The 12860-nt window shown below is 76.6% G+C and carries 11 protein-coding genes; 5 read left to right on the forward strand and 6 right to left on the reverse strand.

The features are described 5' to 3' along the window. Positions 1 to 441: 441 nt before the first annotated feature. From EKG83_RS17180 to EKG83_RS17190, 3 genes are all read right to left on the reverse strand, one after another. Positions 442 to 1059: a GAF domain-containing protein gene (locus EKG83_RS17180; RefSeq protein ID WP_033434005.1), complete on the reverse strand. Its 618-nt coding sequence runs from the start codon at positions 1057 to 1059 to the stop codon at positions 442 to 444. Positions 1060 to 1245: 186 nt separating this feature from the next. After that, on the reverse strand, positions 1246 to 2325 hold the full coding sequence (locus EKG83_RS17185) for a nucleotide disphospho-sugar-binding domain-containing protein (protein WP_033434004.1): 1080 nt from the start codon (positions 2323 to 2325) through the stop codon (positions 1246 to 1248). Positions 2326 to 2373: 48 nt separating this feature from the next. Then, the gene (locus tag EKG83_RS17190) at positions 2374 to 2691 is read right to left on the reverse strand and encodes a DUF6223 family protein (RefSeq protein WP_033434003.1); all 318 of its coding nucleotides are present in this window, start codon (positions 2689 to 2691) and stop codon (positions 2374 to 2376) included. Between the two features lie 187 nt (positions 2692 to 2878). Here EKG83_RS17190 and EKG83_RS17195 point away from each other — a divergent pair, with 187 nt between their 5' ends. The 3 genes from EKG83_RS17195 (at position 2879) to EKG83_RS17205 (ending at position 5306) form a co-directional block, all read left to right on the forward strand. After that, a complete protein-coding gene (locus EKG83_RS17195; RefSeq protein ID WP_033434002.1) occupies positions 2879 to 3982 on the forward strand; it encodes a sensor histidine kinase in 1104 nt (367 codons plus the stop codon). Further along, positions 3979 to 4641, forward strand: coding sequence for a response regulator (locus EKG83_RS17200; RefSeq protein WP_033434001.1), 663 nt, complete (start codon positions 3979 to 3981; stop codon positions 4639 to 4641). The genes EKG83_RS17195 and EKG83_RS17200 overlap by 4 nt, the downstream gene beginning before the upstream one ends. Positions 4642 to 4868: 227 nt before the next feature. Further along, positions 4869 to 5306, forward strand: a complete 438-nt coding sequence (locus tag EKG83_RS17205; protein ID WP_153278179.1) for a calcium-binding protein — start codon at positions 4869 to 4871, stop codon at positions 5304 to 5306. Here the strand turns inward: EKG83_RS17205 and EKG83_RS17210 are convergent. Further along, on the reverse strand, positions 5243 to 8578 hold the full coding sequence (locus EKG83_RS17210; RefSeq protein ID WP_153278180.1) for a BTAD domain-containing putative transcriptional regulator: 3336 nt from the start codon (positions 8576 to 8578) through the stop codon (positions 5243 to 5245). The genes EKG83_RS17205 and EKG83_RS17210 overlap by 64 nt on opposite strands. Positions 8579 to 8796: 218 nt before the next feature. Here EKG83_RS17210 and helR point away from each other — a divergent pair, with 218 nt between their 5' ends. Next, a complete protein-coding gene (gene helR / locus EKG83_RS17215) occupies positions 8797 to 10980 on the forward strand; it encodes an RNA polymerase recycling motor ATPase HelR (RefSeq protein ID WP_194283030.1) in 2184 nt (727 codons plus the stop codon). Between the two features lie 27 nt (positions 10981 to 11007). Here the strand turns inward: helR and EKG83_RS46920 are convergent, their stop codons facing one another. Beyond that, on the reverse strand, positions 11008 to 11205 hold the full coding sequence (locus tag EKG83_RS46920) for a hypothetical protein (RefSeq protein ID WP_170191922.1): 198 nt from the start codon (positions 11203 to 11205) through the stop codon (positions 11008 to 11010). Positions 11206 to 11651: 446 nt separating this feature from the next. Between EKG83_RS46920 and EKG83_RS47865 the strand changes: the two genes are divergently transcribed. Beyond that, a complete protein-coding gene (locus tag EKG83_RS47865; RefSeq protein ID WP_248782439.1) occupies positions 11652 to 11990 on the forward strand; it encodes a substrate-binding domain-containing protein in 339 nt (112 codons plus the stop codon). A 44-nt stretch (positions 11991 to 12034) separates the two neighbouring features. On the opposite strand, the gene EKG83_RS17225 is transcribed toward EKG83_RS47865, so the two are convergent. After that, on the reverse strand, positions 12035 to 12784 hold the full coding sequence (locus tag EKG83_RS17225; RefSeq protein ID WP_084716927.1) for an AfsR/SARP family transcriptional regulator: 750 nt from the start codon (positions 12782 to 12784) through the stop codon (positions 12035 to 12037). Positions 12785 to 12860 lie beyond the last annotated feature (76 nt).

Genomic DNA, 12860 nt, shown 5'->3' on the forward strand with positions numbered 1-12860 from the left:
CCGACACCGGGCTTGAGGATTGTCCGGCCGACGTGCGCGCGGACGGTCCGCTCGCGAATACCGGGATGCCGGGCGATCTCCCGGTCGGTCCTGTCGCTCGCGATCACCCGGAGCACCTGGAACGCACCTCCTCGCGACCAGGAAGAGCCGCACCGCGCCCGGCACGCCGTCGACGGAGAGCACCAGGCCCGACGACCTCCCGCGCGTCGACCGGCACGACGCGCGGCGGCTGCTCCGGCGCTTCGGCGACGTGCCGCGATATCGGCACGACGTTCGTCGACCTCGGGTCGGATGTCGGGGGAACACCGACCGGACCCGGACGCCCGCCGTGCGGCCGAGCGCCCGGGTCCGACGTCCTCCTGCTGGCCCAGGAGGTCGTCGGCCGCGCCGGACCCCGGAACAGTCCGAAGAGGACGGACTCCCGTCACCGCCCGGACCGCGTCACCGCCCGAGCCGCGCCATGGTCCGCGCCACGGCCTCGACCAGCACCTCGTGCCCGTCGCGCAATCCGGGCGTGCGGTAGTGCAGCGACAACATGCCGAGGATCTCGCCGTGCTCGTCCAGCAGCGGGTAGGACTGCACCGCGTGGAAACCGGCGGAGAGCACCACCTGGCGGGTCGGCTGGTGGGAGAAGACCGGGCTGGTGCCGACGTCGTCGACCAGGACCGGGGCGCCGGTGGCCAGCGCCAGGCCGCACGCCGAGGGCACGCTCGCGTCGACGACGGCGAAGTAGTCGAGGAAGTCCGGGCGGAAGCCGTGGTGGGCGACCAGGAGCAGGTTCCCGGTCGCGGGGTCGCGGACCTGGAGGTCGCAGGCGTCGGCCCGGCTCCGGGCGGCGATGATGATGGCCGAGCGCAGGACCTCGGGGTCGGCGACCGCCAGGAAGGCGTCGGTGGTCAGCGTGCCGGGGTCGGTGGACAGGCGGTGGTGGAAGCTGCGGAGGATGGCCAGGCGGCTGGCGCGGACCTCGGCGTCGATGATGCTCTGCTGCGCCTGCCGGATGACGTGGTACGCGCCGCGCGCGAGGGACCGTCTCGCGATCGGGATCGGATCGCTCATGTGGCCACCGCCGGGATTCAGGTTTCGTCGGGGCGTGCGACCGGCCAGTGGCCGACTCCCGAGTGTATCCAGGGCGGGTGTCGCGGTGCTGGCTCGGCGAGTGCGGTTCGCCGGCCGGACTTCGGGGTGCGGTCACCGGCTGGGCGCGGCCGCCTGCCGGTCGTCGGGTCGGCTCGGCCGGCGCGGTCAGCCGACCAGGGCCGCCAGCCTCGGCACCAGTTCGGCGGGCGCGGGCATGGCCGCCACCTCGTCGCGCAGCTCGCGGGCCGCGGCCGACAGCGCCGGGTCGGTCACCAGCCTGGTCAGCACCCCGGCGGTGACGTCACCGGTGGCCAGGCCGGCACCGCGTCCCGCGACCAGCCGGGCGTGCCGCGCCCGGTCGCCCGCACCGGGTTCCACCAGCTGCGGGATGCCCGCCGCCAGCGCGCCGAACAGCGTCCCCGCCCCACCGTGGTGGACCACGGCCGAGCACGTGGGCAGCACCCGGTGGAACGGCACCCAGTCCACCGCGCGGACGTTGGCCGGCAGCGGCCCGCGGGCCAGGCGGCCGGGGCGGGCCAGCACGACCTCGGCGTCGACCCGGTCGGCGACCGCCACCACGGCCTTCATCAACCGGTTCCCGCCGGGACCGCCGACGGTGCTGCGGCTGACCAGGACCCGCGGCCGGTCCGGCCGCTCCAGCAGCCACCCCGGCACGGGGCCGTCGCCGCTGTGGGGCACGGCCCGCAGCGGCCACGCGTCACCGGTGCCCACGAGGCCGGGCGGGGCGATCCGGAGCACGGCCGCCGGGGGTGGCGCCGACCACGGCGTCCGCGCGAGCGTGGCCGCGGCGAGTTCGGCGCCGTCGAACAGCGACATCTCGTGCACCACCGCGGGCACCGACAGCTCCGCCGCCGCGAACGCGCCCGCCACGGCGAACGGCTCGTGCACCACCAGGTCCGGCGCCCACCTCCGGGCCGCGGCGAGCAGGGGACCGGCCATCCGGGCGTTGACCGCGGCGAACAGCCGGGACGCGAAGCGGAGGTCCGCCTCGCCCGCCAGCTCCGTGCGCAGCATCAACGGGTGCCTCAGGGCGGTGGCCGCCGCGACCCGGCCGAACCGGACGTCCGCCGCCACGTCCGCGACCTCGACGTCCTCGCGCACGGCCAGGGCGTCGCCGCCGGTGGCGACCAGCACCTCGTGACCCGCGGCGCGCAGGGCCGAGGCCAGTGGCACCAGGGGGAACACGTGCCCGAGCAGCGGCGCCGAGACGAACAGGACCCTCATGCCGCATCCCCCCACCGGCGCCCACCCCCGGGCGACCCGATCGGCACCTTACAAGCGACCGCGGGCGGGACGGGCCAGCGCCACCCCGCCGAGGACCGCGGCGACCACCCCCACCACGAGGGACGCGTACCCGCCGACGATCCCGTAACCCGTGCCGGGCCCGCCCTCGGCCGCGGCGACGACCAGGCCGCCGACGACCGCGCCGGCCAGTCCCGCCAGCAGCGCCGCGACGGCCCCCCTCCGCCCGGTGCGGCGGGCGCCGAGGACCGCGCCGACCAGCCCCAGCAACACCCCCACCAGCGACCAGGCACGTCCTGCGGTCAACGCGGTCGTCTGGGCCATGACATCAGCGGCGAGCGGCAACACGGGAACCCCTCCTCGAATCGGATACCGCCGATCATGGCCACCGGCCCACCCGCGGTCGTCCCGCCGGCGCGGACAGTTCGCCCTGCCGCCGACGCGGTAGGAACCGCCGGACTACCGCGCCCGCAGCAGGCCGTTGATCCTCCGCGTGCGGGAGTCGCCCGCCCGGACGCCCGGTTAGGGTGCACGCATGAGCAGGCGGGACTGGGCGATCGCCGTCGGCGTGGCGGCCGCCCTGCTGGTCGCCGGGCTGTCCGGGCGGCACCCGGCGACGGACCTCGACCCGCTCGGCCACGTGCTGCTGGCGGCCGGCGGGCTGGCGCTGGCCGCCCGCCGACGGGCGCCGGTCGCCGTGCTGGTCGTGACGGGGCTGTGCGCGTTGGGCTACCAGGCCGTCGGGTTCGACGTGCCCGTCGTCGCGTACCTGTTCGCGGTGTACGGCACCATGCGGGCGGGCCACCGCGCCGTCACGGTGGTGGGCTCGGTGGTCATGCTGGCGGCCCTCCCACTGGCGATCCTGGTCTCGCCCCACCGGTGGCCCGTCGGCGAGGCGTTCACGCAGTCCCGCGACGTCCTGGAGCTGGCCTGGCTGGTCGCCGCCGGCGCGGCGGGCGAGGCGCTGCGCCAGGCCGAGCGCCGGGCGGACGAGGCCGAGCGCACCCGAGAGGAGACCGCGCTGCGCCGCGCCACCGAGGAGCGCCTGCACATCGCGCGGGAGCTGCACGACTCGCTCACCCACCAGATCTCGGTGATCAAGGTGCAGGCCGAGGTCGCCGTCCACCTGGCCCGCAAGCGGGGCGAACCGGTGCCGGAGGCCCTGCTGGCGATCCGGGAGGCCGGTCGCGAGGCCACCCGGGAGCTGCGGGCGACCCTGGAGGCGCTGCGCGACGACGACGGGCACCCGCCGCACGGCCTCGACCACGTGCCGGACCTGGTGCGCTCGGCCCGGGCGACCGGCCTGGACGCGCGGCTGACCGTCGAGGGGCACCCGGACGACGTGCCGGCCGCGGTGGGGCGGACCGCGTACCGGATCGTCCAGGAGTCGCTGACCAACGTCGCCCGCCACGCCCGCGCCGCCACCGCGTCCGTGCGCATCGACCACCGCCCCGACGCCCTGGTCATCCGGGTCGACGACGACGGCCGGGCCACGCCGGGCAGCGCGCCGGTGCCCGGCGTCGGGCTGCTCGGGATGCGCGAGCGGGTCACCGCCCTCGGCGGCCGGCTGCACGCGGCGCCGCGCGGCGGGGGCGGCTTCACCGTCCACGCCGAACTGCCCGTGGACCGGACCCCGTGATCCGCGTCCTGCTGGTCGACGACCAGCCGCTGATCCGCAGCGGGTTCCGCGCGCTGCTCGACGTCGAGGACGACATCGAGGTGGTGGCCGAGGCGGGCGACGGCGCCGAGGGCGTGGCGCTGGCCGGGCGGCACCTGCCCGACATCGCGCTGCTCGACGTCCGGATGCCCGGCGTGGACGGGATCGAGGCCACCCGGCGCATCGCGGCCGACCCGGCCCTGGCCGCGGTGCGCGTGGTCATCCTGACCAACTACGGCTTCGACGAGCACGTGTTCCACGCGCTGCGCGCCGGTGCGGCCGGCTTCCTGGTCAAGGACGTCCAGCCGGAGGACTTCCTGCACGCCATCCGCGTGGTCGCGCGCGGCGAGGCGATGCTGGCGCCGTCGATCACCCGCAGGCTGATCGACCGGTTCGTCAGCAGGCCGCTCACCACCGGCGCCGACGACCGGCTGCGGGAGCTGACCAACCGGGAGCGCGAGGCCGTCGCGCTGGTGGCGCAGGGCCTGTCCAACGACGAGGTCGCCGAGCGCATGGTGATCACCCCGCTGACGGCGAAGACCCACGTCAACCGCGCCATGACCAAGCTGCACGCCCGCGACCGCGCCCAGCTGGTGGTCCTCGCCTACGAGTCCGGCCTGGTCACGCCGGGCGATCGGTGACGCGCCCGCCGGGAGCTGTCCCGGAGTTGCCGCGCCGGTCGGTCCGCTTCGCGTGGGTGCGGTCGGTGACGCACCCGCCGGAAGACGCCGCCCGGCCGCAGGGCCCGCGCGGCGTGGGTGCGGTGCAGCCGCCCGGAACCCGGTTAACGCCTGGCTAGCGCCCGGTGCGGAACCTGGTGCCCGAGGTGGCCGCAGGCGCCACCACTTCGGGTATCGGAGGCTCGGACATGATCATGCGCACTCGGATGGCCGCACTCCTGCTGGTGCTGGGCGGCGCGGTGGCGGCGACCACCGGTACCGCGGCCGCGGCCGACGACCCCCCGCCCTGGGCACAGCCGTGCGCGGGGCTCGTGCCCACCATCTACGCCGTGCCCGGGGTGCCGACCTCCGGGACCGTCGGCCCCGACGTGATCGAGGGGACGCCGGGCCCGGACCTGGTCTACGCGCTCCAGGGCAACGACGTCGTGTGCGGGCTGGCCGGCGAGGACGAGATCCACGGCGGCGCCGGCAACGACCGGCTCTACGGCCAGGGCGACGACGACCGCCTGCTGGGCGGCGACGGGAACGACCTGCTCGACGGCGGCACCCACGACCAGGGCGACTACGCCAACGGCGGTGCGCTCGCCGACGTCTGCGTCAACGACGAGGTGGTCGTCAACTGCTGACCGCTCCCACCGCGCTGCCCCCGGCGACGGGTCGGGGGCAGCGCCTGGTCGAGCAGCAGCTTCGTCGCCGCGTCGGGCGGTGCGCCGAGCTGGTCGAGCGCGGCCAGGACCGTGTCCCGGGCGGCCGCGACGCGGGCCGGGTCGTGGCCCTTCAGGGCGGCGGCCAGGGCCAGGCGGTGGGCGCGCGGCGCGAACGGGTCGACGGCGAGGGCGCGGTCGGCCAGGGACGCGGCCTCGGTCGTCGCGCCCGAGACGAGGTGCAGCTCGCCCAGGCCGAGCACGGCCCGCACGTGGTGCGCGCGGATGCGGTCCACCTCGACGCCCAGCTCCGGGTCGGCGGTGGCGACGAGGTCGGGCAGCGGGTCGCCCCGCCACCGCGCCACCCGCGCCCGCAGGAGGTCCTTGGCCCGTTCGAGGTCACCGGCGGCCCTGGCCTCGCGCACCTCGTCGTCGAGCGCGTCGCAGGTCCACAGGTCGACCTCCAGCCAGGCCGAGCGGACCAGCCGGATCGCGTTGCCCCCGGTGCGCAGGTGGAAGCTCGCCTCGCCACCGGGGCGGTCGGGTTCCAGCAGGTGGCGCAGGTGCGTCAGGGTCACCCGCAGGTTCCGCGCCGCGCCGGCCTGGTCCAGGTCCGGCCACAGCAGCCCGACCGCCTGCTCACGGGTGAGCACCGGGCGCAGCACCAGCGCGCCGAGCAGTTGGCGGACCCGGGCGCGCCGCAGCTCCGGCGCGTCCGCGGCGATCCCGTCGCGGGTCACCCGCATCGCGCCCAGCACCTCCACTGCCGTGCGCGTCACCGGCGGGGCGGGCAGGGCGGCGAGGAGTCGTGCCGCTCCCTCGCGCGGTTCCCCGGTTCTCGGCGGCTGTGCCGCGCTCTCGTGCGGTTCCCCGCTCCCGGGTCGCGCTGTGCGCGGTTCTCCGGTCCCCAGGAGCCGGAAGTGCCGGTGGACCACCGGCCCGAGGGCGTCCGCCAGCCACCGGCCCAGGCGGAGGTCGCCCGCCGCCGCGCGCCGGGCCGCCAGCTCCACCGACCACGGCAGCGGCAGGAAGCACAGCGCGTGCTCGAACGGCAGCCGCGCCGCCGGAGCCGGGTTCCCGGCCCGCGCCAGCACCAGCGCGCGCGCCGCGCCCCGGGCCCTCTCGTGCGAGGGCCCCAGCTCCACCCGGTCCCACACCGCCCGCAGCCGCGGGCTGAGCACGTAGCCCAGCGCCAGGAACCGCCGCAGGTGCCGCTCGTGGAACCGCTCCGCCACCGGCCACCGCGCCAGGTGCTCGGCGAACGCCCGGCGCGCCGCGTCCTCCTCGCCCGCCCCGACCGCCACCGCGGCCCGCGCGGCGCAGGCCAGCACGGCGTCCCGGGGGTTGTCGTGGTCGGCCGGGTCGCCGCACGGCAGCGCGTCCGGCGCGTCACCGCAGCAGGACGCGATGACCGCCAGGAACGCCGCCGCGACGAACGAGTCCCGCGCGGTGCCGCCCGCCCGCGCGCCGCGCAGCCGGTCCAGGTCGGCCGGGTCGCCGTCGAACCAGCGCGCGATCGGCCCGGCGAGCCGCAGGTGCCGCTCGTCGGCGTCGCGCAGCGCCCGGTCGGCCAGCTCCGCCGCCTGCCCGGCGAGCCCGCACATGTTGAGGCAGTGGTAGTGCCACCGCACCGTGGCCAGCGCCATCTGCGGCGGCACGCCGACCACCGGTGCCCGGACGATCTCGGCCAGCGCGGCCTCCGGGTCGCCGCCGACCTCGGCGAGCGTCGCCGCGACGCCGTGCCGCACCAGCAGCGCGATCGAGGTGGGCTCGCCGCGCAGGTCCCCGGTCCGGCCCGCCAGCTCGACCAGCCGCGCCAGGTCCGCCCGCGAGTGCGCGGTGACGACGGCCTGCCCGAGCACCGCGGCGTGCCTGAGCCCGTCCCACGCCCGGTCCAGCAGCGGGTCGATCCGCGCGTCGGCGAAGTCCACCGCGTGCAGCACCGCGGCCCGCAGCAGCAGGAACGCCGGCCGCTCCCGCACCGGCGGCGGCACGCGGTCGAGCCAGCGCTGGGCCACCAGCCGGGGCAGCGCCGACAGCGTGGTGGCCACCAGCTCCACGGCCAGGTCGGCGAGCAGGTCCCAGTCCCCACCGCGACAGGCCAGCGCCCCGGCGCGCACCACGTCACCGCGCGCGGTGAGCACGGCCGCCGCCCGGCGGTGCAGCTGCGGCAGGTCCAGTGGCTGTAGCTGTGGCAGGTCTGGCGGCTGTAGCTGTGGCAGGTCCAGCGGCTGCGGTAGGTCCAGCGGCGCCCTGGTCCGGTGCAGCGCCTCGGTCCACAGCTCGTGCGCGCGGTAGCGGCCGTCGTCCAGCTCGCTGACCAGCGGTATCCGCCGGGCCAGCTCGTCGAGCGCGGCCGGGGCGCCGGTGACCGCGGCGACCTCCGCGCCGGTCGCGGTGTCCAGCGCGGCGAGCGCGGCCAGCGCGCGGCGCTGCGGGCTCGACAGCCGGCTCAGGATCTCCTCGCGCGCGTACCGCCAGGGTGCCGAGGGCCCGGCCGCGAACGCCAGCCGCACCAGCGCCGGCCAGCCGTGCAGGGCCGCCGCCGGTGACGGGTCCCGCCCGAGGCGGTGGCCGAGCGCGCGCAGTTCCACGTCGGTGAAGCACAGCTCGTCGGCGCCGACGCGGACCACCTCGCCCGCCGCCTCGCGCCGGGCCAGGGGCAGGTCGGGCAGGCCGCGCCCGCACAGCACCAGGTGCGCGGTGGCGGGCAGCTCCCGGACCAGGTGCGCGAGCAGGGCCGCGCCCGGCGACCCGGTGGGAACCTCGTGCACGTCGTCGAGCAGCAGGCACACCTCGACCGGCGCCGCACGGACCAGGGCGTCGACGACGGCCCGGCCGGTCCGCCGCGGGCTGTCGGAGGGCAGGGGAGCGACGGCGGCCTTGCCGGTCGGCTGGGAGCGTTCGGCGGCAAGGGAGTCGGCGACGCCCCCACCCGTCCGCCGCGCACCCTCAGCGGCCAAGGCGTCGGCGACAGCCCCGCCCGTCCGCCGCGCACCCCCGGCGGCCAGGGCGTCGAGCAGGGCACCGGCCAGGGCGTCGGCGCTCTCGTGGGCGGGGGAGCAGGTCACCCACGCGTCCGCGCCGCGGGGTTCGAGCAGGTGCGCGCGCACCGCCTGGGCGAGCGCGGTCGTCTTGCCGAACCCCGGCCCGGCGACCACCAGCGTCACCGGGTGCTCCCAGCGGCGCGCGAGCCGGTCGACCAGGCGCAGGCGCGTCAGCTCCACGTCGAGGGGGCGCGGCGGGCTCGTCACCTGTGGTGGATCCGCTCAGGGCCGCGCGGATACAGGGGACCTGCGGGGCCGGTGGCCGGAAAACCGGGGAAGTGATCTCGAAAAAGGAGAGCCGACACTCTCCGCCACTATCAACTTATAACGCATCGGGGGGCTTGCGGCAAGGCCCCGGTCGTGCCGCAGAATCGCCCGCCGAAGTCGGAACCGCGGAAGGCCCGTCAGCCGCAGTGAGGAAAAACGTGTCGAACGAGCAGTACGAAGAACAATTGCGGTCCGAGCGCGAGTACGTGGCCGGGCTCTACGAACGGCTCGACGCCGAACGCGCGCGGGTGAAGGGCGAGTACGACGCGGCACTGCGCGGGAACGGCGGCACGCCCATGGAGCGGGACGACGAGGTGCGCGCGCTGACCAGGGAGGTCCGGCGGCTGGACGCGGTGGACAACGGCCTGTGCTTCGGCCGCCTGGACAGCACCGGCGGGGAGCGCTCGTACATCGGCCGGGTCGGGCTGTTCGACCAGGACAACGACTACGAACCCGTCCTGCTCGACTGGCGGGCACCCGCCTCGCGCCCCTTCTACACCGCCACCGCCGCGAACCCGGAGGGAATGCGCCGGCGTCGCCAGTTCCACACCCGCGGGCGCCGGGTGGTGGAGTTCACCGACGAGGTGCTGGGCCGCCCCGGCGGCGCCGAGCGGGGCGACGCGGCCCTGCTGGCGGCGGTCAACGCGCCGCGCGGCGAGGGGATGCGCGACATCGTCGCGACGATCCAGGCCGAGCAGGACGAGATCATCCGGCTCGACCACCCCGGCGTGCTGGTCATCGAGGGCGGACCGGGCACCGGGAAGACCGTGGTGGCGCTGCACCGCGTCGCCTACCTGCTCTACACCCAGCGCGAGCGCATGGAGCGCCACGGGGTGCTCGTGGTCGGGCCCAACCCGGCGTTCCTCAACCACATCGGCCGCGTCCTGCCGTCGCTGGGCGAGTCCGACGTGGTGTTCACCACCACCGGCGGCCTCGTGCCCGGCCTGCTGGTCACCGCCGAGGACGCCCCCGACGCCGCGCGGCTCAAGGGGTCGCTGAAGGTCCTGGACGTGCTCGCCGCCGCGGTCGCCGACCGGCAGCGGCTGCCGGAGGAGCCGCTGCCGGTCGAGCTGGGCGGCGTCACCCTGCGGATCGACGCCGAGACCGCGGCGTGGGCCAGGGACGAGGCGCGCGCGAGCGGGCAGCCGCACAACGAGGCCCGCGCGGTGTTCGCCGACATCGTCACGTACGTGCTCACCGAGCGCGCCATGTCCCGGATCACCCGGGGCTGGCTGTCCCGGGACGACCGCGACGAGTGGGAGCGCCTGCGGGCGGGCCTGCTCAAGGAGCTGGCGCAGGACGAGAAGTTCACCGCCGCGCTCGACGAGCTGTGGCCCGTGCTGACGCCGCAGGGCCTGCTGGCCGAGCTGTACTCGTCCCCGGAGCGCCTGCGGGCCGCGGGTGCCGACCACGTGCTGTTCCGCGCCGAGGGCGACGCCTGGACCGTGTCGGACGTGCCGCTGCTCGACGAGCTGGTCGACCTGCTGGGCCGCGACAAGTCGGACGACGCGGCCGCCGAGCGGGAGCGGAAGGCGCAGACCGAGTACGCCGCCGACGTGCTCGGCATGCTGGTGGGGCGCCAGGACTCGATGGACGACGAGGACCACCTGTTCGCCGAGGACCTGCTCTACGCCGAGGACCTGGCCGAGCGGGTCCTGGAGCGCGACACCCGCGAACTGGTCGAACGCGCCGCCGCGGACCGGGACTGGACCTACCGGCACGTCGTGGTCGACGAGGCGCAGGAACTGTCCGAGATGGACTGGCGGGTGCTGATGCGCCGCTGCCCGGGTCGTTCCTTCACGGTGGTGGGCGACCTCGTGCAGCGCCGCTCGCCGGCCGGGGCGACGTCGTGGGCGGCGGTGCTGGAGCCGTACGTGCCGGGTCGTTGGGTCTACCGGTCGCTGACGGTGAACTACCGCACGCCGGCCGAGATCATGGCCGTCGCGGGCGCGCTGCTGGCCGACTTCGCGCCCGGTGTCCAGCCGCCGGACTCGGTGCGCGCGTGCGGCGTGCGGCCGTGGTCCCGGCAGGTGACCGACGAGGGGTTGGCGGCTGCCGTGGCGGAGTTCGTGCGGGAGGAGGCCGGGCGCGAGGGCACGAGCGTGGTGATCGGGCCGCCGGACGTGCCGGGCGCGGTGCCCGCGTCGGAGACCAAGGGCCTGGAGTTCGACGCCGTGCTGGTCGTGGAGCCGGAGCGCATCCTCGCCGACGGGCCGCGCGGCGCGGCGGAGCTGTACGTCGCCCTCACCCGCGCGACCCAGCGCCTCGGCGTGCTGCACCGGGGGCCGTTGCCGCGGGCTCTCACCGGGCTGGTGGAGGTGGGGGCGCAAAGGCCGTTGTAGCCGGGACGGCAACGAACGACCTCGTGATCAGGGACCGGCCCCGGACCGGCGCCCGACGACGCCGCCGCGCGAGGTCGACGGGCGGGTGGTGGTGCGCTGCGCCCGGGTGGCCGTACCGGGGCACGGGTGGCCGTACCGGCCGGAGCCGGCCGCGGCGGAGCCCGGGTCCGAGGACGTGCCGCCGGCGGCCCACCACGAGTGGGCGAACCGGGGGCCGTCGACCATGCGGGTCTGGCTGCCCGCGGGGTGACCCGGACGTATGCTGCCCCGAAAAGGCTTTCGGTGGCCCGACGGCGCGCGGGTGCCACGCTCGCCGACGTGGCGCGGTTGGCGGAGGTGTCCCAAGGCGCTCAACGCGCGGACCGAGGTGGCCGCGCTGACCCGCGGTTCGCCGTCCCGGTCCTGCTCGGCGCGGAGAACGCGCGCGGCGACGCGATCCGGCGCGGGCACTACATCCGGACGCTGCTCGCCCGGCAGGTGGAGGGCTTCGCCGTGCCGGGCGACGGCAACGAGGTCCGGCTGTCACCGGCCGAGGAGGTCCCGGTGCCGGTGGTCTACGCGTACTGCGAGTCCGACAACCCCGACGACGTGTCGATCCTGGCCGACGACCCGGGCGGCGCGCGGTTGGCCGCCGGGCCCTGCTGTCCCCGGGCAGGCGGCGGATCGCGCACATCAGCGGCGACCCGGGGTACCGGACGGCGCGGGACCGGGCGGCCGCGTTCCGGCAGGCCCTGGACGAGGCGGGCGTGCCGCTGGTCGGCGGTCCGCGCTTCGGGCAGTGGTCGCAGCGGTGGGGCAGGCAGGCGGCGGCCGGGCTGCCGGCGGCCCACCCGGACGTGGACGCGATCTTCTGCGGGAGCGGCCAGGTCGCCTACGGGGTCACCGAGGTGCTGCGCGAGCTGGGGCGCGACATCCCCGACGACGTCACCGTGGTGGCGTCGCACGGCGCGATCGGCCGGCCGCGCCGGCTGGTGCTGCGCGGGTCGACCGGGGTCGCCCGGTCGCGGTGACCACCCGGGTGACGGCCGGGCGGTGTCGCGTGAGCGCGCCGGGGTCATCGGCGCGCCTCGGCGGCACGGGGCGGTGCCCCGGTGAGGATCCGGTGGTGCACCTCCCGCAACTGCGGACCGGGCACCACCCCCAGCTCGTCCGCGAGGGCGCGGCACACCCGCCGGTAGTGCTCCAGCGCGTCGGCCTGTCGGCCGCAGTGGTACAGGACCAGCATCAGCTGGCCGGCCAGCCGCTCGTCGAGGGGGCGGGCCTCCGCCTGGGCCCAGATCGGCGCCAGGAGCGCGTGGTGCCGCCCCGACCGCAGGCCCACGTCGTTGCGGTGCAGCTCGGCTTCCGCCCGCTCCAGGTGGAGGGTGCGCCGAACCCGGTCGAGCCACGGTGAGTCGACGCCGGACAACGCCTCGCCCCGCCACAGGCCGAGCGCCTCGTCCAGGAGGGCGAACGCCCGCTCGTCGTCGGCCGCCCGCGCCCGGCGCACCAGGTCCCGGAAGCGGTGCAGGTCCACTGCCGCCTCGTCGACGTCCAACTGGTAACCGCCGCCGGCGCGAACGATGCGCGTCCCACCGCCGCCCGCCAGCGCCCGGCGCAACCGGTGCACGTAGCCGTACAGGGCGGTGTGCGCCCGGTGCGGTGCCCGGTCGCCCCACACCCGCTCGACCAGCCGGTCGACGGGCTGCGGTTCGTTCGGCTCCACCAGCAGCACCGCCAGCACGGTTCTCCTGCGGGCGTGCCCCAGGTCCACCGATCCGGCCGCCGACCGGACCTGGACCCCACCCAGTACTCCCAGCTCCACCGCTGCCCCCGTTCCGCTCCGTGTTCGGCATGTCTAGGCCGAAGGGGTTGTTCGTCGTCGAACGCGTGGACGGTGG

Origin of the sequence: Saccharothrix syringae (genome assembly GCF_009498035.1) — a bacterium.
GTDB lineage: Bacteria > Actinomycetota > Actinomycetes > Mycobacteriales > Pseudonocardiaceae > Actinosynnema > Actinosynnema syringae.

Coding starts and splice junctions, on each gene's coding strand:
- EKG83_RS17185 (WP_033434004.1), bottom strand. CDS start 2,325: ATGAGGGTCCTGTTCGTCTCGGCGCCGCTGCTCGGGCACGTGTTCCCC.
- EKG83_RS46920 (WP_170191922.1), bottom strand. CDS start 11,205: ATGGTCGACGGCCCCCGGTTCGCCCACTCGTGGTGGGCCGCCGGCGGC.
- EKG83_RS17180 (WP_033434005.1), bottom strand. CDS start 1,059: ATGAGCGATCCGATCCCGATCGCGAGACGGTCCCTCGCGCGCGGCGCG.
- EKG83_RS17195 (WP_033434002.1), top strand. CDS start 2,879: ATGAGCAGGCGGGACTGGGCGATCGCCGTCGGCGTGGCGGCCGCCCTG.
- EKG83_RS17205 (WP_153278179.1), top strand. CDS start 4,869: ATGATCATGCGCACTCGGATGGCCGCACTCCTGCTGGTGCTGGGCGGC.